The 19098-nt window shown below is 74.4% G+C and carries 20 protein-coding genes; all 20 read left to right on the top strand.

The window, feature by feature from the left end; genetic code table 11:
- The 20 genes from BM430_RS26125 to BM430_RS35360 all read left to right on the top strand — a co-directional run bounded on the left by BM430_RS26125 (window position 1) and on the right by BM430_RS35360 (window position 19095).
- Window positions 1-660 carry a transcription termination/antitermination protein NusG gene (locus BM430_RS26125; protein WP_093570161.1) on the top strand — a complete coding sequence of 220 codons (660 nt, stop codon included), beginning with the start codon at window positions 1-3 and terminating at the stop codon, window positions 658-660.
- 360 nt (window positions 661-1020) lie between these two features.
- A complete protein-coding gene (locus BM430_RS26120) occupies window positions 1021-1746 on the top strand; it encodes a hypothetical protein (RefSeq protein ID WP_177303180.1) in 726 nt (241 codons plus the stop codon).
- Window positions 1685-3136, top strand: a complete 1452-nt coding sequence (gene terL, locus BM430_RS26115) for a phage terminase large subunit (RefSeq protein ID WP_244539668.1) — start codon at window positions 1685-1687, stop codon at window positions 3134-3136. Before BM430_RS26120 ends, terL begins: the two co-directional genes overlap by 62 nt.
- Window positions 3136-4401: a DUF1073 domain-containing protein gene (locus BM430_RS26110; RefSeq protein WP_093570160.1), complete on the top strand. Its 1266-nt coding sequence runs from the start codon at window positions 3136-3138 to the stop codon at window positions 4399-4401. The genes terL and BM430_RS26110 overlap by 1 nt, the downstream gene beginning before the upstream one ends.
- A gap of 329 nt (window positions 4402-4730) precedes the next feature.
- The gene (locus BM430_RS26105; RefSeq protein WP_093570159.1) at window positions 4731-5735 is read left to right on the top strand and encodes a DUF2213 domain-containing protein; all 1005 of its coding nucleotides are present in this window, start codon (window positions 4731-4733) and stop codon (window positions 5733-5735) included.
- Entirely contained in the window at window positions 5735-6178 is a 444-nt protein-coding gene (locus BM430_RS26100; RefSeq protein ID WP_093570158.1) for a structural cement protein Gp24, read from the top strand. Before BM430_RS26105 ends, BM430_RS26100 begins: the two co-directional genes overlap by 1 nt.
- Window positions 6179-6188: 10 nt before the next feature.
- Window positions 6189-7136 (top strand): DUF2184 domain-containing protein, encoded by a 948-nt coding sequence (locus BM430_RS26095; RefSeq protein ID WP_093570157.1) that lies wholly within the window; start codon window positions 6189-6191, stop codon window positions 7134-7136.
- A 14-nt stretch (window positions 7137-7150) separates the two neighbouring features.
- Window positions 7151-7393: a hypothetical protein gene (locus tag BM430_RS26090; RefSeq protein WP_177303178.1), complete on the top strand. Its 243-nt coding sequence runs from the start codon at window positions 7151-7153 to the stop codon at window positions 7391-7393.
- Window position 7394: 1 nt separating this feature from the next.
- Complete coding sequence (locus BM430_RS26085) at window positions 7395-7769, top strand: DUF4054 domain-containing protein (protein WP_093570156.1); 375 nt, start codon at window positions 7395-7397, stop codon at window positions 7767-7769.
- On the top strand, window positions 7769-8071 hold the full coding sequence (locus tag BM430_RS26080) for a hypothetical protein (RefSeq protein ID WP_093570155.1): 303 nt from the start codon (window positions 7769-7771) through the stop codon (window positions 8069-8071). Before BM430_RS26085 ends, BM430_RS26080 begins: the two co-directional genes overlap by 1 nt.
- Window positions 8068-8352: a hypothetical protein gene (locus tag BM430_RS26075; RefSeq protein WP_093570154.1), complete on the top strand. Its 285-nt coding sequence runs from the start codon at window positions 8068-8070 to the stop codon at window positions 8350-8352. The genes BM430_RS26080 and BM430_RS26075 overlap by 4 nt, the downstream gene beginning before the upstream one ends.
- Complete coding sequence (locus tag BM430_RS26070) at window positions 8352-8771, top strand: DUF3168 domain-containing protein (RefSeq protein ID WP_093570153.1); 420 nt, start codon at window positions 8352-8354, stop codon at window positions 8769-8771. Before BM430_RS26075 ends, BM430_RS26070 begins: the two co-directional genes overlap by 1 nt.
- A 26-nt stretch (window positions 8772-8797) precedes the next feature.
- Window positions 8798-9244, top strand: coding sequence for a phage tail tube protein (locus BM430_RS26065; RefSeq protein WP_093570152.1), 447 nt, complete (start codon window positions 8798-8800; stop codon window positions 9242-9244).
- Between the two features lie 7 nt (window positions 9245-9251).
- Complete coding sequence (locus tag BM430_RS26060) at window positions 9252-9833, top strand: gene transfer agent family protein (RefSeq protein ID WP_093570151.1); 582 nt, start codon at window positions 9252-9254, stop codon at window positions 9831-9833.
- Window positions 9830-11194, top strand: coding sequence for a hypothetical protein (locus BM430_RS26055; RefSeq protein ID WP_244539667.1), 1365 nt, complete (start codon window positions 9830-9832; stop codon window positions 11192-11194). Before BM430_RS26060 ends, BM430_RS26055 begins: the two co-directional genes overlap by 4 nt.
- Window positions 11195-11217: 23 nt before the next feature.
- The gene (locus BM430_RS26050) at window positions 11218-11853 is read left to right on the top strand and encodes a DUF2460 domain-containing protein (protein WP_093570150.1); all 636 of its coding nucleotides are present in this window, start codon (window positions 11218-11220) and stop codon (window positions 11851-11853) included.
- Complete coding sequence (locus tag BM430_RS26045) at window positions 11850-12737, top strand: DUF2163 domain-containing protein (RefSeq protein ID WP_093570149.1); 888 nt, start codon at window positions 11850-11852, stop codon at window positions 12735-12737. The genes BM430_RS26050 and BM430_RS26045 overlap by 4 nt, the downstream gene beginning before the upstream one ends.
- On the top strand, window positions 12718-13179 hold the full coding sequence (locus BM430_RS26040) for a DUF6950 family protein (RefSeq protein ID WP_093570148.1): 462 nt from the start codon (window positions 12718-12720) through the stop codon (window positions 13177-13179). The genes BM430_RS26045 and BM430_RS26040 overlap by 20 nt, the downstream gene beginning before the upstream one ends.
- Entirely contained in the window at window positions 13176-17090 is a 3915-nt protein-coding gene (locus BM430_RS26035; RefSeq protein ID WP_093570147.1) for a baseplate multidomain protein megatron, read from the top strand. The genes BM430_RS26040 and BM430_RS26035 overlap by 4 nt, the downstream gene beginning before the upstream one ends.
- Window positions 17083-19095 carry a DUF2793 domain-containing protein gene (locus BM430_RS35360; RefSeq protein WP_244539666.1) on the top strand — a complete coding sequence of 671 codons (2013 nt, stop codon included), beginning with the start codon at window positions 17083-17085 and terminating at the stop codon, window positions 19093-19095. Before BM430_RS26035 ends, BM430_RS35360 begins: the two co-directional genes overlap by 8 nt.
- The last annotated feature ends 3 nt before the right edge of the window (window positions 19096-19098 follow it).

The raw sequence follows: 19098 nt of genomic DNA, 5'->3' as shown, positions 1-19098 counted from the left end.
GTGAGCGGGAAGAAGCGCCGCATCGCCCGCCGCCGCCGCGAGTCCCTGGCGCATGACCGCCCGCCGGCCGACCGCGCCGCCGAGATCCGGCGCCGGCGGCGCCGGCGGGTCCGGCCCGCCCGGATCGTGCTGGCGGCCGACCGGGTCTGGCTCGTCGCCGAGACCAGGCCGCGCTGGGCCGCCCGCGCCGCCAGCGACTGCGAGGCCGCCGGCATCCCCACCTTCGAGCCGCGCGAGGAGGTCGAGCTGACCTCGCCCACGGGCCGCCGCCGCACCGCCCGGGTGCCGCTCCTGCACCGCACGCTCTTCGTCGGGTTGCGCGACGACGACGACCTCGCGCGGGTCGAGGGCCATCCGGGCATCGCCCGCGTGCTCTTTCGCGACGGGCGCGCCGTCGTCATCGCGCCGTCCGTGCTCCAGGCCTTCGCCGACGCGATCACCGGGCATGGCGGCGATGCGGAGGGCCGCGACGAGGAGGCGGTGTCGGCTTTGCTCTTCGCCCTCGGCGACGACGTGCGGGTCACGGCCGGACCGCTCGCGGCTTTACGCGGCAGGGTCGAGGAGGCCGATCCGGCCCGCCGGCGCTACCGGGTCGCCCTGTCGCTGTTCGGGCGCGAGACCCCGGTGCTGCTCGACGAGGACCAGATCGCCCGGGACTGAGACTCCGAAAAAAGTTGCGCCCCGCCGAAGAGAACATTTGACGAACATCGGCGGGGCGGGTACAAGGGTTTCAGGTTATCCGGGTCTGCGGCCTGCCCTGCGAGGGAGGTGGCTGCTCGACTGCCCCGCCATGCGGGGATGTGTCCCCGGACCCGGCCCACGGCATCACCGAGGCGAAGGGCGGCGCGTGCCCGACGGCCTCCGGCCGCCGGCGGCCACGGGCCCGCCTTGGAGCATTTTCCGACGAAGTGGATACCGGTTCGTCGCATAAAATGCTGCAAAATCAAAGAGCTAGAGCACTTCGCGATTGCAACGCAATCGCGAAGTGCTCTAGCGCCTCCCATCTCCCGACGAGGCGACATGGCCAGCAAGCTGCCGACCCGGACGCACGCGACGAGAGGGGTTTCGACACGGCGGGTCGTCGACTGGGCGGACATCGCGGCGGCCTACCGGGCCGAGCCGGGAGCCGGACCGGCGATCGCGCGCCGCTTCGGCATCAGCCCGGCGACGCTCCGGCGCCGGGCGCGGGCGGAGGAATGGGCACGCGACGCCCCGACCGGTCCGCCGGTCGCCGCGGTCCCGGATGACGGCCCCACTCACGATGTCCCTTCGAGCAAGCCCCTTCCTGGCCTGACGCGTCCGGTCGACGTGCTCGGCGGCCACCGCATCGTGGTGGCGCAGGGCGCCGCCCTCACCCTGCAGCTCCTCGACGACCTCCAATCCGCCATCGCGGAGGAGTCCGGGCTCGACGACGGCGCGGAGGAGAGCGGGCTGTCCCGCGCGGCGGCGCTGCAGAAGCGCGTCGCGGCATTGCGCGACCTCGCCGCGGCGGCGCGGCTGTGGATCGCCCTGGAGCGGCAGGCCTGGGACCTCGACGGCAAGGGAGATGCGAAAAACCGTGACGACACCGCGATCCCCGACACGGACGCCGCCATCCGCCTCCTCGACGAGGGGCAGCGGGCCCAGCTCCGGGCCATCGCCGAGCGCCTGTCCCACGCCCGGCCCCTCGATGCCGCAAGCCTCGATGCCGCAAATTTGGCTGGACGACCCGCCGGCCCTGATCCGCGCGCTCGACCGGCTCGATAGCGAGGAGAGCCTGGCGGGCTTCGTGCGCCGGGCCTGGCCGGTGATCGAGCCGGGCAGCGCCTACGTGCATGGCTGGCATATCGACGCGGTCTGCGCCCATCTCGAAGCGGTGAGCGCCGGCACGATCACCCGGCTCCTGATCAACGTGCCCCCCGGCACGATGAAGAGCCTGCTCGCCGGGGTGTTCTGGCCGGCCTGGGAATGGGGGCCGAAGAACCGCCCCGCCTTGCGCACCGTCGCGGTCTCGCACACCGAGCGGCTGGCGCTCCGCGACAACCTGCGCACCCGGCGCCTGATCACCTCGCCCTGGTACCGGGCGCTCTGGGGCGACCGGGTGCGGCTCACCCGCGACCAGAACCGCAAGGGCCGGTTCGAAACCACAGCGACGGGCTTACGCGAGGCAGTCTCGGCCGGCTCGATCACCGGCTCGCGCGGTGACCGGGTGATCCTCGACGATCCGATCTCGGTCGACGGCGCCAATTCCGAGCGGGTGCGCGAGGGGGTCGCGCAATGGTTCCTGGAGGCGGTGCCGACCCGCCTCAACGACCCGGTCCGCTCGGCGATCGTCGTCATCATGCAAAGGCTGCACGAGCGCGACCTGTCGGGCGTGATCCTGGCGAAGAGCCTCGGCTACGACCACCTGATGCTGCCGATGGAGTTCGAGCCGGAGCGCGCCTGCGCCACCCGGATCGGCTTTACGGATCCCCGTCGGGAGGCGGGCGAGCTCCTGTTTCCGTCCCGCTTTCCCCGGGAGGCCGTGGAGCGCGACAAGGCCGCGATGGGCGAGTACGCGGCGGCCGGCCAGTACCAGCAGCGCCCGGCGCCCCGGGACGGCGGCCTGTTCAAGCGCGGCTGGTTCACCCTCGTGCGGGCCGTTCCCGCCGGCTGCGCCACCGTCCGGGCCTGGGACCTCGCGGCGAGCGTGCCCAGAGGCGGACGGCAGCCGGACTACACCGCCGGCGTCAAGCTCGCCCGCGCGCCCGACGGGCATCTCTACGTCGTCGACGTGCGCCGCGACCGGCTCTCGGCCGGGGGCGTCGAGCGGCTGATCCGCGCCACCGCGGCGGAGGACGGGCCCTCCTGCCGGATCTCGCTGCCGCAGGATCCCGGCCAGGCCGGCAAGGCGCAGGCGCAGTACCTCGTCGGGCGGCTCGCCGGCTACGACGCGCGGGCCTCCCCTGAGAGCGGCGACAAGGCGACCCGCGCCGCCCCGGTCTCGGCCCAGGCCGAGGCCGGCAACCTGCACCTCGTCGCCGGGCCCTGGAACGAGGCCTTCCTCGACGAGCTCTGCACCTTCCCCAACGGCGCCTTCCTCGACCAGGTCGACGCCCTCTCGCGCGCCTTCGCGGCGCTGGCCCGGCCGGGATACGGCCTGCTCGGAGTCCTGTGATGTGGATCGCCGACCGCCTCGCCAACCTCGTCTCCGGCCTCGGCGGCCCGCGGGACAAGAGCACCGGCAACCTGCACGTCCACGTGCCCCGCGCCCGCGCGGAACTCGACGCCGCCTACCGGGACAACTGGCTCGCCCGCAAGGTCGTCGACATCGTGCCGTTCGACATGCTGCGCGAGTGGCGCGCCTGGCAGGCGCCGCCGGAAGTCGCGGCGGCTTTGGCGGCGAGCGAGGAGCGCCTGGGGCTTCGCGACCGCCTGCTGCGGGCCTTGCGCCTCGCGCGCCTGCACGGCGGCGCCGCGATCCTGATCGGCGACGGGGCGCCGGACCCGGACCTGCCGCTCGATCCGGAAGCGATCGGGCAGGGGGGCCTGCGCTACCTCCACGTCCTGCCCCGCGGCCAGATCCAGGCCGGCGGCATCGAGCGCGACCCGCTCTCGCCGTGGTTCGGCGAGCCCCGAAGCTACACCGTCGCCGGCGGGCAGGCGGTCCATCCCTCGCGGGTGGTGCGCCTCCTCGGCGGCGCCCTGCCGGACGACGCGGTCGGCGACGGCTGGGGCGACAGCGTGCTCCAGGCGTTGCTCGAGGCGATCGACCAGGCGACGGCGGCGGCCGCCCACATCGCCGCGATGCTCCCCGAGGCCAAGCAGGACATCATCTCGGTGCCGGGCCTGTCGCAAGCCCTCTCGACCGAGGACGGCACCCGCCTCGTCACCGAGCGCTTCGCCTACGCGGCCCGGATGAAGGGCCTGTTCGGGATGCTGCTGCTCGAAGGCGACGGCCGCTCGCCGGAGGGCGAGCGCTACCAGCAGAAGCAGCTCGACTTCGCGGGCCTGCCGGAGGTGGCGCGCCTCTTCCTCCAGGTCGCGGCGGGAGCGGCCGACATCCCGGTGACGCGGCTGCTGGGCCAGTCGCCCGCCGGCCTCAACGCCACCGGCGAATCCGACATCCGCAACTACCACGACCACGTCGCGGCCCGTCAGACCGTCGAGCTCACCCCGGCCATCGCCCGCCTCGACCGGATCCTGATCCGCGACGCCCTCGGCCGCGACGAGCCCGCCCTGCGCTACGCCTGGCGGCCGCTCGCCCAGGCGAGCGAGCGCGAGAAGGCGGAAATCGGCCGCCTCAAGGCCGAGACCGCCGCGATGCTCGCCCGCGAGGGCGTGGTGCCCGCAGACGTCCTCTCCCGCGGCGTCGAGGGCTGGCTCTCCTCCGCCGACCTCTTCCCCGGCATCGCCGCGGCCTTCGGCCGGCCGGCGGGCTGAGCCGAGTTCCACCTCACTCCCGAGCGGGCCGACACGGTCACGTCGCCGGACAAGACGCAGGTTTCTCCTCTCCCCGCGGGCGGGGAGAGGGCTGTGTCCCCGTTCAGGGGACGCAGCGAGGCGCAGCCGAGGGTGAGGGGGTGGTGCCGGAGGAGGCTCATCCGGGAATACCCCCTCACCCTCGGCTGCCGCCTCGCTCCGTCGACCGCAAGGTCGCCGAAGCCCTCTCCCCGCCCGCGGGGAGAGGAGAGATGCGCGCGACCCAGCATGTGAACCGACAAGCCCGAGCGGGAGAGGCACTTCCCCACCTCCCACGCGAGACTATCCCCATGCACCTCTTCGACAGGTTCAGCCTCGGCCCCGCGGCCGAGATCGCGGGCGCACGCCCGCTCGGCAACGGCGCCCTGGTAGTGCAGGCGCGCGCCGCCCGCGCCGGCAACGTCCAGGTCTATCGCGGCGACGAGGTCGCGCGGCCCGACCTGCCCCAGGTCAGGATCTACCGCGACCCGGACGAGATCTTCCGCGAGGAATCGCTCCGGAGCTTCGGCCATAAGCCCGTCACCCTCGACCATCCGCCCGAGGCGGTGACGCCCCGGACCTGGCGCGGGGTGGCGCGGGGCCATGTCGGCGACGAGGTGGTGCGCGACGGCGCATACGTCCGCATCCCGATGCTGCTCGCCGATTCCGCGGCGATCGCGGCGGTGCAGGCCGGGCGGCGCGAGATCTCGGTCGGGTATACCTGCGACCTCGACTGGACCCCCGGCACCGCCCCGGACGGCGCGCCCTACGACGCCCGCCAGACCCGGATCGTCGTCGACCACGTCGCCATCGTGGCGCAGGGGCGCGCGGGACCGGAATGCCGCATCGGCGATACGGACCTGACCCGGCGCCTCGCCGAGGCCGAGGCAAGGGCGCAGGCCGCCGAGACGGCCCTGGCCGAGCGCGACGGCGAGGTCGCGGCGCTCCGCGCCCGGGTGCCGGACACGGCCGCCCTCGACGCGCTGGCGGCCGCGCGCGGCGCCCTGGTGACCGAGGCCCGCCGCATCCTCGGCGACGCCTTCGATCCCGCCGGCCTCGATCCCGAGGCGATCCGGCGCGCGGCGGTCGCCCGCGCCCTCGGCGAGGCGGAGGCCGCCGCCATGAGCGCCGCCGCGATCGAGGGGGCCTTCCGGGTCGCCGTCGCCGATCCGCGCCGCACCGCACCGCCCCCCGCCCCGGACCCGCTGCGCGACGCCCTTCGCCACCGGACCGCCGACGCCCGCACGCCCGAGGCGGCCCACGCCGCCATGGTCGAGACCCTCCGCAACGCCTGGAAACCCGCAGGAGCCCGCTGATGCCCTCCGTCCAGACCAGCTACCCCGCCCAGCCCGCCGCCGCCTACGAGGGCATGGCCGCCGACCAGGATCCCGCCACGGTGATCAGCCGCACGGTCGAGACCCAGGACGGCATCGCCTTCGGCCGAGCCGCCTTCCAGGGCACCCGCGACGACGGCATCGCCGCCTCGGGGGCGGTCTTCCGCGGCATCGTGCTCGCCGACCGCAACGCGCGGCCGAACCCGTCCGGCGCCGACCTCTTCGCCAGGGGCGAGACCGTGCCGGTGATGGTGCGCGGCACCGTCTGGGTCGTCACCGCGACGGCCGCGAGCGCAGGCAGCCCGGCCTACGTCACCGCCGCCGGCGCCGTCACGGCCGCCGCCTCCGGCAACACCGCGATCACGAGCGCCCTGTTCGACAGCTCCGCCGCCGCCGGCGGCCTCGTCCGCCTGCGCCTGAACTGAGAGGCCACCCATGACCCGCACCTTCCTCGCCGACGCCCCCCGCGCGCTCGCCTTCCTGGTCAGCCAGCAGGCCTTCATCGAGCCCGCGGTCTACCGCAACCAGTACCCGGCGATCCGCTATCCGCGCCTCGTGCCGGTCGACACCGCGGCGCCCGAATGGGTGCCGACCGTGACCTACTTCTCGGTCGACCGGGTCGGCCAGGCGACCTGGGTCCACGGCGCGGCCACCGACGTGCCGAAGGTCGAGCTGCTGCGGCGCCAGTACGAGACCGCCGTCGCCATGGCCGGCATCGGCTACGGCTACGATCTCGAGGAGCTCGGCAAGGCCCAGCTCCTCGGCATGACCCTCGACGCCGACAAGGCCGACGCGGCCCGGCAGGCCTCCGAGGAGTTCATCGACCGGATCGCCCTGCAGGGCGACGCGGGGAAGGGCTTCTCCGGTCTCCTCAACCATCCGAGCGTGACCGTGGGCAGCGCCGCCGCCACCGGCACCGGCGGCAGCACCCTCTGGGCCCAGAAGACGGCCGAGCAGGTGCTCGCCGACATCAACGGCCAGCTCATCGGCATCTTCACCGGCTCGAACACGGTCGAGATGGCCGACACCCTGCTCCTGCCCTACGACCAGATGCTGAGCCTCGGCCTGCGCCGCCTCGACCCGACGAGCCCGATCACGCTCCTTGACTGGATCCGGCGCCACAACGTCTACACCCTGGAGACGGGCCAAGACCTGACGGTCTTCGGCGTGCGCACCCTCGAGACCGCCGGCACCGGCGGCACCGCCCGCATGGTCGCGTATCGCCGCGACCCCTCCGTGCTGAAGCTGTGGCTGCCGATGCCGTTCCGGTTCTTCCCGGCCTGGCAGACCGGCCCGTGGCGCTTCGAGGTCCCGGGCGCCTTCCGGCTCGGCGGCCTCGACATCCGCCGCCCCGCCGCCTGCCGCTACCTCGACGGCATCTAGGGGAGGCCGGAGCCATGATGCGGGTGACGAACCACGCGGCCGGCCCCCGGCTGGTCTGGCCCAGGGGCGCGCGGGCGCCCCGGCTGCTCCTGCCCGGCGAGAGCGCGGTGCTGATGCTGCCCGAGCGGCCGGACCCCTGCCTGTCCGCCTGGGAGGCGGCGGGCGAGGTACGGGTCGAGGCGGAGCCCGATCCGGCGCCGCCGGACCCGCGCCCCGAGCGCCGCCGCGGGCGCCCGTCCTCCGGCGGGGAGCCGTGAGATGGCCGACGCGATCACACCGGAGGCGTTCCGGGCCCGCTTCCCGGCCTTCGCCGGCCTCCCCGACGCGGCGGTCGCCGGAGCGCTGGCGGAAGCCGGCCCGCGGGTCGGGGCGGGCTGGCCGGCGGCGGACGCGACCCTCGGGCGGATGCTGCATGCCGCCCACACCCTCACCCTCGACGGGCAGGGTGGCCCCGAGGCCGAGCTCGCCCGGGCGGGCGCCCTCGACCTCAAGACCCTGCGCAGCGGCACGCTCCACATCGAGCGCCGCGACCCGCCCGCCGAGGCCCTGCCGGGCACCCTCGGTCTCACCTCCTACGGGCGGCGCTTCCACGAGGTGATGCGCCGCAACAGCCCCGGCGTGGCGGTGGTGTGATGGGCCTCCTCGATCGCCTCGGCCGCCATCTCGGGGGGGCCTTCGCCCCCCTCTTCGATGCCGCGATCCTGCACCGGAGCGGCATTGCGGACGAGCCCGTCCGCGCCCGGCTCGACGGCATCCGGGAAGGCTCCGAGGAGCCAGGACTGCCGGGGCGCCTGGTGCGCCTGATCGTGCTGACGCCGGGCTCCCCCCCGAACCCCGACGACGAGATCACCCTGGCGGGGACCCGCCACCGCATCGTGGCGGTGGAGACCGACCCCGCCGGCAGCCACGCCATCATCCAGGGACGACCCTTGTGACGCCACCAGCCGAGACCGGCCCGCTCCAGGCGCGGCTCGCGCGCCTCGCCCGCGCTGGCAGCGACGCCGCGCGGACCCGCGCGCGGGAGGCCGCGCGCATGCTCGCGGCCGACATCCAGCAGGCCCTGCCCGACGGGCGGGCCGAGGCGACGGAGACCCAGGCGGGCGCCGCCGTCGCGGTCGAGGCGCCGGGCCTGATCGCCCGGGAATTCGGCACAGCGATGCGGGCGGCCCGGCCGGTGATCGGACCGGCGGTCGCGCGCCTGACGGGGAGGGGGTGATGGCCGGCCTCGACCTCTCGCCCCAGCTCCTGCGGGCGGTGCGCGCCCGCCTCCTCGCCGATCCGGCCCTGCACCCGCTCGTCGGCGACCGGGTGCGCGAGGCGGCGAGCGCCCGCGAGGAATGGCCGTTCCTGCGCGTCGATCCGCCGGAGGTCAGCCCCTACGAGGCGCAAGGCTGGCGCGGCTGCGCCTGCCGGCTGACCGTCCACGCCTTCCTGCGCGGTGCCCGGACCTTGGGACCGGTGCAAGATCTGCTCGCCGCCGTCGCGGCCGCCCTCGACGAGGCCGACCTGGCGCTCACCCGCGGCGAGCTCCTGTGGCTGTCGCACGAGCGCAGCCTGGTCCTGCCGGAACCCCTCGGGCCCGGCTCCTGGCACGGCGTCGCCCGCTTCGGCGCCGTCGCGGCCGAGACCGTCTGATTTCCATCCCCGGGAGCGAACCCACCATGGCCCAGCCCACCACCCTGCCGTTCTCCGCGATCGCCGTGAAGCTCGAGAGCCCGACCAAGGCCGGCACCTTCGAGGCGCCCTGCGGCCTCACCGAGCGGGCGGCGCAATTCACCAAGGAGACCAACAGCGCGGTCGTGCCCGATTGCGCCAACGAGGACGCCGCGCCCTTCGTCGACCGGTTCGCGGTGTCGAAGTCGGTCGCGGTCTCCGGCAAGGGCGTGATGGCGCGCCAGAGCATCGCCCGCTGGCGCGCCGCCTTCGACGCCGACGCGCCGACGAAGGCCCGGGTCGAGGTGAGCGGCACCGGCGCGGAGGGTGGGGGCGCCTGGGAGGGGTCGTTCCACCTCACCAGCTTCGAGGTCGGCGCCGTGCGGGGCGAGCGCTGCAGCGTGTCGGTGGCGCTGCAATCGACCGGGGCGGTGTCCTTCACCGCCGCCGCGTGAGGCGCCCATGAGCCGCGACGGCCATGTCGACCTCGCCCTCGAGGACGCCACCCACCGCTTCCGCCTCGCCATCGGCGACCTGGAGGCACTGCAGGAGGCGACGGGGATGGGCCCCGCCGCCCTGCTGCACCGGTTCCATGCCGGCCGGCAATACCGGTTCCGGGACGTGCGCGACGTGCTGCGGCTCGGCCTGATCGGCGGCGGCACTCCGGTGCCGCAGGCCCACGCGCTCGCCCGCCGCCTCGACGGGCTGGCCTGCATCCCGCTGATCGCCAAGGCCGCCCTGGTGCTGGCGGCGGCGCTGGAGGGCGCCGAGGACGAGCGGGTCGGCCGTCCCGCCGGCGCGGCGGGTCCGGAGGGGCGGATCGCCTTCGCGGCGTTCTATGCCGCCGCCGCCGCCATGGGCCTGCCCGCCGCCGACATGCGGGCGATGAGCCTGTGGCAGCTCGCCGCCTACATCGACGGCTTCAACAGCGCCCGCGACCCGCAAGCCGCCGACGCCCCGACGCCGGCGGAAGAGGACGCGCTCTGGGCCTGGCTCCGCGGCGCGCCCGATGACGGCCTGTCCGACGACGGAGCGCCCGCATGACGACCGAGATCGAGCGCCTGGTGGTCTCCCTCGAGGCCACTGTCGAATCCTACGAGCGCGAGCTCGCCCGGGCCGGGCCGCTGGCCGAGCGGGCGATGGGGCAGGCCGAGCGCGCCGTCGAGGCCGGCGCTGGGCGCATCGCCGCCGCGATGGCGCGGGCCGGCGCCGAGGTGCGCGACGAGCTCGCCCGCATGGCCGCGCCGGAGGCCCTGGGCCGGCTCCAGCGGGCGATGGAGCAGGCGACCACGGTGCCGGCCGGTGACGGCGCCGCCCTGCGCCGGGTCGACGACGCGGTCGGGGGCCTGACCGCCCGCCTCGCCGAGGCCGGTTCCGCGTCCCGCGAGGCGGTGGCGGGGTTCGAGGCGGTGGCGGGCGCGGTCGGGGGGATCGCGGAAAAAATCCCGGCCGCCGCCGACCTCGTGGCGGATCTCGGCCGGCGGGTGCGGGCGGCCGCCGCGGAAGGGGCGGCGATCCGCGCCCGCATCGCCGACGCCTTCGCGATCAGCGACGCCGCGCCACGCGGCAGCCTCGGCCAGATCACCCCGGCCCCCGAGCCCGCTCAGTCGTCCACCAAGTCGTCCGCCCGCGCGGCGGCGCGGCCCGCTCAGGCGGCGGAGAAGACCGCCGAGCCGGAGGACGACGCCTTCCGCGACGAGGTCGCGCGCCTGACCCGGCGCACCGGCCTCCTGAAGATCGAGGCCGACGCGGTCGGCCGGGAGGAGGGCGCCGCCGCCAGGGCCGAGGCGGCGTTCCGCCTGCTGGAGGCGGCCAAGAAGGCCGATCTCGCGGTGACGCCGGCGCTCCGCGAAGAGGTCGACCGGGTGGCGCAGGCCTACGGCGCCGCGACGGTGCAGGTGGAACGGGCGGAAGCCGCGCAGCGCGCCGCCCAGTCCGCCTCGCGCGAGCTCGGCTCGGCGCTCGCCGACAGCTTCAAGGGCGCGATCCTGCACGGCGAACGCCTGACGACAGTGATCTCCCGGCTCGCCACCACGCTCGCGAGCCGGGGCATCGACCGGGCCTTCGACGGCCTGTTCGGCCGCGGCAGCCCCGGCTCCGACCTCGTCAGCGACGCCCTCGGGTCGCTCGGACTGACCCAGAACCCGACCGGCCGCGCCGCCGGCGGCCCCGTCACCCCGGGCGTCGCCTACACGGTGGGCGAGAGCGGCCGCGAGACCTTCGTGCCGCTCCAGCCCGGCCGCATCCTGCCGGCGACGCACGGCGTCGCGGCCCCGGCCCCCGTCCCGAACGTCCAGGTCTCGGTCTCGATCGCCACCGCGGACGCCCCGAGCTTCCATCGCTCGGAGGCGCAGGTGAGCGCCGCCCTGGCCCGGGCGGTGCAGCGCGGCCTCAGGGGCCTGTAAGCACGTGAGGAGCCCCAAACGCCATGCCGAGCCCCTTCCACGAGGTGCGTTTCCCCCTCGCCCTGTCATACGGCTCCCGCGGCGGGCCGGAGCGGCGCACCGAGATCGTCACCCTCGGCTCCGGCGACGAGGAGCGCAACGCCCTCTGGCGCCATTCCCGCCGCAGTTACAATGCGGGACCGGCCCTGCGCTCCGCCGAGGACGTGGCCCTGCTGGTCGCCTTCTTCGAGGAAAGGCGCGGGCCCCTCTACGGCTTCCGCTGGCGCGACACCTTCGACCACAGCTCCGCGCCGCTCGGACAGGCTCCCGCGCCCACCGACCAGCGCCTCGGGACCGGCGACGGCGCCACCCGGGGCTTCCCGTTGGCGAAGATCTACGGGGCCGCCTTCGCGCCCTATGCCCGTCCGATCACCAAGCCGGTCGCCGGCTCGGTGCTGGTCGCGGTCGGCGGCGTCGCGCTCGCCGCCTCCGCCTTCACGCTCGATGCCACGACCGGCCTCGTCACCCTCAAGGCCGCACCGGCTCCGGGCACCCTGGTTACCGCCGGCTTCACCTTCGACGTGCCGGTGCGCTTCGCCACCGACCGCATCGAGATCGACCACCAGGCCCTGCGCGCAGGCGTGGTCGCCGACATCCCGATCCTCGAGATCCGCAGATGAAGACCCTGCCACCCGCCCTCGCCGCGAGCCTCGCGAGCGGGGTCACCACCCTGTGCCATTGCTGGATCGTCACCCGCACCGACGGGATGCGCCTCGGCTTCACCGACCATGACGAGGACCTGACCGTCGACGGCGTCCCGTGCTCGGCCGAGAGCGGCGCCACCGGCACGGCACTCGAACAGGGAACCGGCCTCTCCGCCGACTCCCTCGACATCGTCGGTGCCCTCACGAGCAGGCGTCTCGCGGAAGCCGAGCTGGCGCGCGGCCTGTTCGACGGCGCCGCCGTCGCGGTCTGGCGCGTCGATTGGTCGAGCCCGGCCGACCGGGTCCTCGTCCTCTCCGGCACCGTCGGCGAGGTCTCGCGCGGGCCCACCGCCTTCACGGCGGAGGTGCGCGGCCTCGCCGATCGCCTCAACCAGCCCCGCGGCCGGGTCTACCAGCGCTCCTGCGACGCGCTCCTCGGGGACGGCCGCTGCCGGATCGACGCCACCGCGCCGGCAATCCGCGGCGCCGGCACGGTCGCGACGGTGGGAAGCGCGCGCAGCGTCACCGCCTCCGGCCTCGCCGGGTACGCCTCCCGCTGGTTCGACGCCGGCCGGCTGGTCTGGACCACGGGTGCGAATGCCGGCGCGGCGGTCGAGGTCCGGGCCCATGCCCGCACCGGCGCGCTCGCGGTCCTCGACCTGTGGGAGCCGATGCCGGCCCCGATCGCGCCCGGCGACACGTTCCAGGTCGTCGCCGGCTGCGACAAGTCCCTGGCGAGCTGCCGGGACAAGTTCGCCAACGTCCTCAACTTCCGCGGCTTCCCGGATCTTCCGGGCAACGACTACGCCGTGGCCTACGCGGTCCAAGGAGCCGACAACGATGGAGGCCGCCTCGGCTGACACTCGCGCGCGCGTCGTCGCGCTGGCGCGCACCTGGCTCGGCACGCCCTACCACCACCAGGCCAGCGTGCGGGGCGCGGGCTGCGACTGCCTCGGCCTGCTGCGAGGCGTCTACGCCGCGCTCTACGGCGCCGAGCCGGAGGTGCCGCCGCCCTACACGCCGAGCTGGGCCGAGGACCGGGGCGCCGAGACGCTGCGGGATGCCGCCGCCCGCCACCTGGTGCCGCTCGCCCCGGCCGCGGCCGGGCCCGGCGACGTGCTGCTGTTCCGCTGGCGCGACGGCCTGCCGGCCAAGCATTGCGGGATCGTGGTCGCCCCGTCCGTGATGATCCACGCCTATGACGGCCACGCGGTGGTGGAAACCTGGATCCCGCCGGCCTGGTCCCGGCGCATCGCCTACGCCTTCCGTTTCCCCGAACCTTCGCCGGAGATCCCGACGTGAGCACGCTCGTCCTGTCCTATGCCGGCCAGGCGGTCGGCAGTGCGCTCGGCGGCCCGATCGGCGGCGCCATCGGCCAGATGCTCGGCGCCGCCGGCGGCAGCGCCCTCGACCGCGCCCTGTTCGGCGGGCGGACAAAGCCGCAGATCAATATCGGCCCGCGCCTGTCCGACCTCCACGTCACCGCCTCGACCGAAGGCGCCGCCATCGTGCGCGTCTTCGGCCGGGTCCGCGTCGGCGGGCAGATCATCTGGGCCACCAAGATCAAGGAAGTCCAGAAGGTCGAGAAGGTGAAGTCCGCCGGCGGCAAGGGCGGGGCGACGCAGAAGCAATTCAACGTGACCTATGCCTACAGCGTCAGCGTGGCGATCGCCCTGTGCGAAGGCCCGATCGTCGCCGTGGGCCAGGTCTACGCCGACGGCAAGCGGATCGACCTCGCGGCCTATGGCGCTCGGGTCTATCTCGGCGACGAGGCGCAGGGGCCGGACCCGAAGGTTGCAGCGATCGAAGGTGCCGCCAACGCCCCGGCCTATCGCGGGCTGGCCTACATCGTGTTCGAGGACCTGCCGCTTGCGGCTTTCGGCAACCGCGTCCCGGTCATCACCGCGGAGGTGATCCGGCGCGCGCCCGCCGCGTCGGGCCGGCCGGCCCTCGAGGAGCTGGTGACCGCCGTCACGATGATCCCGAGCATGGGCGAATTCACCTATGCCACCGCGCCGGTCACCGCCTCGACCTTCGGCGGGATCTCCGGCCAGAACACGGTGTCGGGCGGGGTCGACGCGCTGAAGGCGCTCGATCAGCTCGCGGTCGAGGCGCCGCGCTGCCGGCACGTCTCGCTCGTGGTCGCCTGGCACGGCACCGACCTGCGGCTGTCAGCTTGCCGCATCGTCCCGAAGGTCGAGACGCGGGTGAAGACCACCACCCCGGAATGGCTCGCCGGCGGGGTCGACCGGGCGAGCGCTGCGATCGTCAGCTTCGACGCGGGCGGCGCTCCGCTGCTGGGCGGCGCGCCGTCCGACCTGTCGGTGGTGCAGCTCATCCAGGCGCTCAAGGGGCGGGGCTACGCCGTCACGCTCTACCCGTTCGTGATGATGGACATTCCCGCCGGCAACGGGCTGCCGGACCCCTATGGCGGGGCGGAGCAGGCGGCGTTCCCCTGGCGCGGGCGGGTGACCTGCCATCCGGCGCCCGGCCGGCTCGGCACCGTCGACAAGACCGCGGCGGCGGCCGGCCAGGTCGCGGCGTTCTTCGGCAGCGTGGCGCCGGCGGAGCTGGCGTGGAACGGCCGCACGGTGACCTGTGCGAAGGCGGAGTTCTCGTTCCGGCGCTTCATCCTGCATTGCGCACGCCTGGCCGAGGCGGCGGGCGGGGTGGATACCTTCCTGATCGGCTCGGAAATGATCGGGCTGACCACCGTGCGCTCTAGCGCCTCGACCTTCCCGGCGGTGGCACAGCTCGTGAGCCTCGCGGCCGACGCGCGGTCGATCCTCGGCAGCGCCACCAGGATCGCCTATTCGGCCGACTGGACGGAATACGCCAACCATCGCCCGGCCGACGGCTCGGGCGACGTGTACTTCCACCTGGATCCCTTGTGGTCGAGCCCCAACATCGACTTCGTCGGGATCGACAACTACATGCCGCTCGCCGATTGGCGCGACGGGTTCGACCATCTCGACGCGCGAGCGGGCGCGCCCTCGCCCTACGATCCCGGGTATCTGGCCGGCAACGTGGCCGCCGGCGAGCTGTTCGACTGGTACTATCCGACGCCGGCCGACCGCGACGCGCAACGGCGGGCGCCGATCGCCGACACGGCGTATGGCGAGCACTGGGTCTTCCGCCTCAAGGATCTGCGCGCCTGGTGGTCGAACCTGCATCGCGACCGGCCGGGCGGGGTGCGCCAGGCCACCGCCACCGGGTGGGTGCCGCAGGGCAAGCCGGTCCGGTTCATCGAACTCGGCTGCCCGGCCGTCGACAAGGGCATGAACCAACCCAACGTCTTCGTGGACCCAAAGTCGTCGGAAAGCTTCCTGCCCTTTTACTCGAACGGGCGCCGCGACCTGGCGGCGCAACGCGCGTATCTCGAAGCCACGCTCGCCTACTGGCAGGGCACGGCCGGCAACCCGGTGTCGTCGGTCTATGGCGGCCGGATGGTCGATCCCGAGCGGCTGTTCGTCTGGACGTGGGACGCAAGGCCCTACCCGGACTTCCCGCGCCAGGCGAGCGTGTGGAGCGACGGGCCCAACTACCGGCTCGGCCACTGGATCAACGGGCGGCTCGGCCTCACCCCGATCGCCGACGTGGTGGCCGAGCTGTGCGGCGGCTTGAGCGTGCCGATCGATGTCGGGCAGCTCTACGGCCTGGTGGAAGGCTACGCGATCACCGAAGTGCAGACGCCGCGGGCCTCGCTCGACCCGTTGCGGACGTGCTTCTTCTTCGACGGGGCGGAGTCGGCCGGGCGGCTGGTCTTCGCGCCTCTGGCGCGGGCGCCGGCGGCGGCCCTCACCGCCGACGACCTGGTGGCGCGGGGCGGCAGCGCCGGCGATTACCGGCGCACCCGGGGGGAGGAGACGGCGCTGCCGGGGGTGGTGGCGCTGACCTACATCGATCCGCAGCCCGGCTACCAATCGGCCTCGGTCGAGGCGCGGCGGGTGGGCGGCCGGGCCAACGCGGTGCAGCGGGTGAGCGTGCCGCTCTGCCTCGACGAGGGGGCGGCGCGGGGCATCGCGCAGGCCTTGCTCTATCAGGGCGTGGTCGAGCGGGAGGAGGTCGGGGCGACCCTGCCGCCGTCCTGCCTCGCCTTGGACGCTGGCGACGTCGTCACCCTCTCCCTCGCCGGGAGCGCTACCGATTACCGGCTGACCCGCCTCGGCCTGGAAGCGGGCCGGCCGGCGAGCGGCATCCGCACGGATCTCGCGGTGTTTGCCTATCGGGACGGCACCGCGACGCCGCGACCGGCCGAGCCGCCGGCGACGGTCGGGGTGGCGCTGTTCCACTTCCTCGACCTGCCGCTCCTGCGGCCGGACGCGGTGCCCCATGCGCCCTACCTCGCCGCCTACACGGCGCCGTGGTCGCCGGTGGCGGTCCTGCGCTCGACCGCCGGCGGGGCGTTCGTGGACGACGCGACGGTGGGCGCCCGGTCGATCATCGGGCGGCTGACGGCCGAGCTCTATCCGGGACCGTGCGGGCGGTGGGACCGGGTGAACAGCGTCTATGTCGAGGTGCCGCGCGGGGTCGAGCTGGCGTCGGCGCCCGAGGTCGACGTGCTCAACGGGGCCAACGTCGCGGCCCTGCTCACCCCCTCGGGCGAATGGGAGGTGCTGCAATGGGCGCAAGCCGCCTTGCTCGCGCCCGGCCGCTACCGCCTCGCGACGCTGCTGCGCGGCCAGCTCGGGACGGAGTTCGCCCTGGGCAGCCCGACGCCGGCGGGCGCCCCGTTCGTGGTCCTCACCGACGCGCTGGTGCAATCGGGGATGCCGCTATCGGCGCGCACCCTGCCGCTCGCCTGGCGCTGGGGGCCGCTCGGCCGACCGCAGGACGATCCGAGCTTCGCCGGCGCCACCCTGGCGTTCCGGGGCGTGGGCCTGCGGCCCTACGCGCCGGCGCAAGCCCGGATGGTGCGGGCGGAGTCGGGCGACCTGGTGCTGTCGTGGATCCGGCGCACCCGGATCGACGGCGACCCGTGGGAACAGGTCGAGGTGCCCTTGGCCGAGGAAGCCGAGGCCTACGCCCTCGACGTGCTTTCCGGCTCCACCGTCGTCCGCACGTTCGATCTGTCGGCGCCGGCCGTCACCTACACCACCGCCCACCAGGCGGCGGATTTCGGCGGGCCGGTCACGAGCCTGTCCGTCGCGATCCACCAACTCTCGGCAACCTACGGCCGCGGCGCGGCCCTGAGGGCGACCCTGTATGCCTGATGCCACCACCGCCAACCTCGCCCTGCCGCTGATGGCGGCGGCGCAGGCGCAGAAGCACGTGACCCACAACGAGGCCCTGGTCAGCCTCGACACGCTGGTCCAGCTCGCGGTCCTCGACAAGGACCTGACCGCGCCGCCGGCGAGCCCGGCGGAGGGCGACCGCTACCTGATCGCCGGGGCCTCGCCGACGGACGCGTGGGCGGGCTGGGCGGGCCGGGTGGTGCGCTACCAGGACGGGGCGTGGCGGAGCTTCGTGCCGCGCCCCGGATGGGTCGCCTTCGTGGCGGACGAGGCAGACCTCTACACCTGTACAGGTGTGGCGTGGGTGTCCTACCGCGCCGGTCTCACCGCGCTCCAGAACCTCGCCCGGCTCGGGATCGGCACCACGGCGGATGCGAGCAATCCCTTCGCGGCCAAGCTCAACAAGGCGCTCTGGACCGCGCTCACCGCGGGCGAGGGCGGGACCGGGGACCTGCGCTACACCCTCAACAAGGAGGCGTCCGGCAACACCCTGTCGCTGCTGTTCCAGTCCGGCTTCTCCGGCCGGGCGGAACTCGGGCTCGCCGGCGACGACGACTTCCGGCTGAAGGTCTCGGCCGACGGCAGCACCTGGCGCGAGGCCCTGCGGGTCGACCGCGCGACCGGCGGCCTCGACCTCGCGGCGGCGGAGATCTCCGCTCCGGTCGCCGCCACGGTCGACCTCGGGGCCCTGCCGGCGCTCAAGGTGGCGCTCACCGGCTCGGGCACCATCACCGGCTTCGGCACCGGCCCGAACCGGGTGCGCCTGCTGCGCTTCACGGGCGCCGCGACGCTGACCCACAATGCCGCGAGCCTGGCGCTGCCGGGCGGCGCCAGCATCGTGACCGCTTCCGGCGACACGGCGCTGGCGACCTCGGACGCGGCGGGCAACTGGACGGTGCGGGACTACGTGCGCGCCTCCGGCAAGCCGCTCGCCGGCCCGGCGGCGGCCGAGATCCAGGATGCCAGCGCGTCCGGCCGCAGCGTCCTCACCGGCACGCCGGCCCAGGGCGCGACGGCGCTCGGGCTCGGGACCGGCGCCACGCCCCGCTTTGCCTCCCTCCGCCTGGCCAACACAGACTTCGTGCCGGGCTCGGCCGGATCATTCATCGATGTCGGGTCGAACGCGGGCTCGGGGGACACCGCCTACAAGGTCCAGGCCTTCACCGCGGGCGGGGCGGGGTCGGGAGACCTCGCCCTCAATCCGGCCGGCGGCGGGGTCGGCATCGGCACGGCGTCGCCGGCCTACGGCCTGCACGTGGCCGGCACGTTCGGGGCGACCGGGGCGGCGACGTTCGGGGCCGCCGTCACCGTCGGCGGCACCCTGACGCTGAACAACGGGTCGTCCAACCTCCTCACCTTCGGCAATGTCGGCATCGCCCCACCGTCGGTCTCGACCCGATCGGCCGGCACCAAGATCCTGCTGTACAGCAACCTGACGAGCACCAATGCCGATTTCGCGATCGGGATCGATGCCTCGACCCTGTGGAACAGCCTCCCGCGAACCACCGACAGCTTCAAATGGTATGGCGGCACCACGCTGGTGGCGAGCCTGACCGGCGGCGGCGTCCTCAGCACGACCGGCAATCTCGTGGCGGGCGGCTCCGTCGCCGTGCGCAGCATCGTCACCCTGGATCAGGCCGGCGGCTACACCCGGATCAAGGACAACACCGGCAGCGTCAACGGCATATCGATCGGGGGCTCCGACCCGACGACGTTCTACGCCAACACCACTCATTCGTTCGTCAGTCGCGACAGCGCGACGACCCTGGCGCAGATCTCGGCGGCGGGGATCGTCTCGTCGACCAAGCTGCGTCCCGGCTCCTACACCGTCGCGACCGTGCCGACCGGTGCCGCCGGGGACCTGATCTACGTCTCGAATGCCCGCAAGGTCGGCGAGGCGTCCGGCGCCGGCACCGGCGTCCTCGCCTACTACTCCAACGGCAACTGGCGGCGGCTGTCGGATGACGGCGCGGTCGCGGCGTGAGGC

This window comes from Methylobacterium sp. 174MFSha1.1 (assembly GCF_900116815.1).
GTDB lineage: Bacteria > Pseudomonadota > Alphaproteobacteria > Rhizobiales > Beijerinckiaceae > Methylobacterium.
Note: the sequence above shows the minus strand (reverse complement) of the source record. Positions and strands in the feature narration are given on the sequence as shown.

Coding starts and splice junctions, on each gene's coding strand:
- BM430_RS26120 (WP_177303180.1), top strand. CDS start 1,021: ATGGCCAGCAAGCTGCCGACCCGGACGCACGCGACGAGAGGGGTTTCG.
- terL (WP_244539668.1), top strand. CDS start 1,685: ATGCCGCAAATTTGGCTGGACGACCCGCCGGCCCTGATCCGCGCGCTC.
- BM430_RS26110 (WP_093570160.1), top strand. CDS start 3,136: ATGTGGATCGCCGACCGCCTCGCCAACCTCGTCTCCGGCCTCGGCGGC.
- BM430_RS26105 (WP_093570159.1), top strand. CDS start 4,731: ATGCACCTCTTCGACAGGTTCAGCCTCGGCCCCGCGGCCGAGATCGCG.
- BM430_RS26100 (WP_093570158.1), top strand. CDS start 5,735: ATGCCCTCCGTCCAGACCAGCTACCCCGCCCAGCCCGCCGCCGCCTAC.
- BM430_RS26095 (WP_093570157.1), top strand. CDS start 6,189: ATGACCCGCACCTTCCTCGCCGACGCCCCCCGCGCGCTCGCCTTCCTG.
- BM430_RS26090 (WP_177303178.1), top strand. CDS start 7,151: ATGATGCGGGTGACGAACCACGCGGCCGGCCCCCGGCTGGTCTGGCCC.
- BM430_RS26085 (WP_093570156.1), top strand. CDS start 7,395: ATGGCCGACGCGATCACACCGGAGGCGTTCCGGGCCCGCTTCCCGGCC.
- BM430_RS26080 (WP_093570155.1), top strand. CDS start 7,769: ATGGGCCTCCTCGATCGCCTCGGCCGCCATCTCGGGGGGGCCTTCGCC.
- BM430_RS26070 (WP_093570153.1), top strand. CDS start 8,352: ATGGCCGGCCTCGACCTCTCGCCCCAGCTCCTGCGGGCGGTGCGCGCC.
- BM430_RS26065 (WP_093570152.1), top strand. CDS start 8,798: ATGGCCCAGCCCACCACCCTGCCGTTCTCCGCGATCGCCGTGAAGCTC.
- BM430_RS26060 (WP_093570151.1), top strand. CDS start 9,252: ATGAGCCGCGACGGCCATGTCGACCTCGCCCTCGAGGACGCCACCCAC.
- BM430_RS26055 (WP_244539667.1), top strand. CDS start 9,830: ATGACGACCGAGATCGAGCGCCTGGTGGTCTCCCTCGAGGCCACTGTC.
- BM430_RS26050 (WP_093570150.1), top strand. CDS start 11,218: ATGCCGAGCCCCTTCCACGAGGTGCGTTTCCCCCTCGCCCTGTCATAC.
- BM430_RS26045 (WP_093570149.1), top strand. CDS start 11,850: ATGAAGACCCTGCCACCCGCCCTCGCCGCGAGCCTCGCGAGCGGGGTC.
- BM430_RS26040 (WP_093570148.1), top strand. CDS start 12,718: ATGGAGGCCGCCTCGGCTGACACTCGCGCGCGCGTCGTCGCGCTGGCG.
- BM430_RS35360 (WP_244539666.1), top strand. CDS start 17,083: ATGCCTGATGCCACCACCGCCAACCTCGCCCTGCCGCTGATGGCGGCG.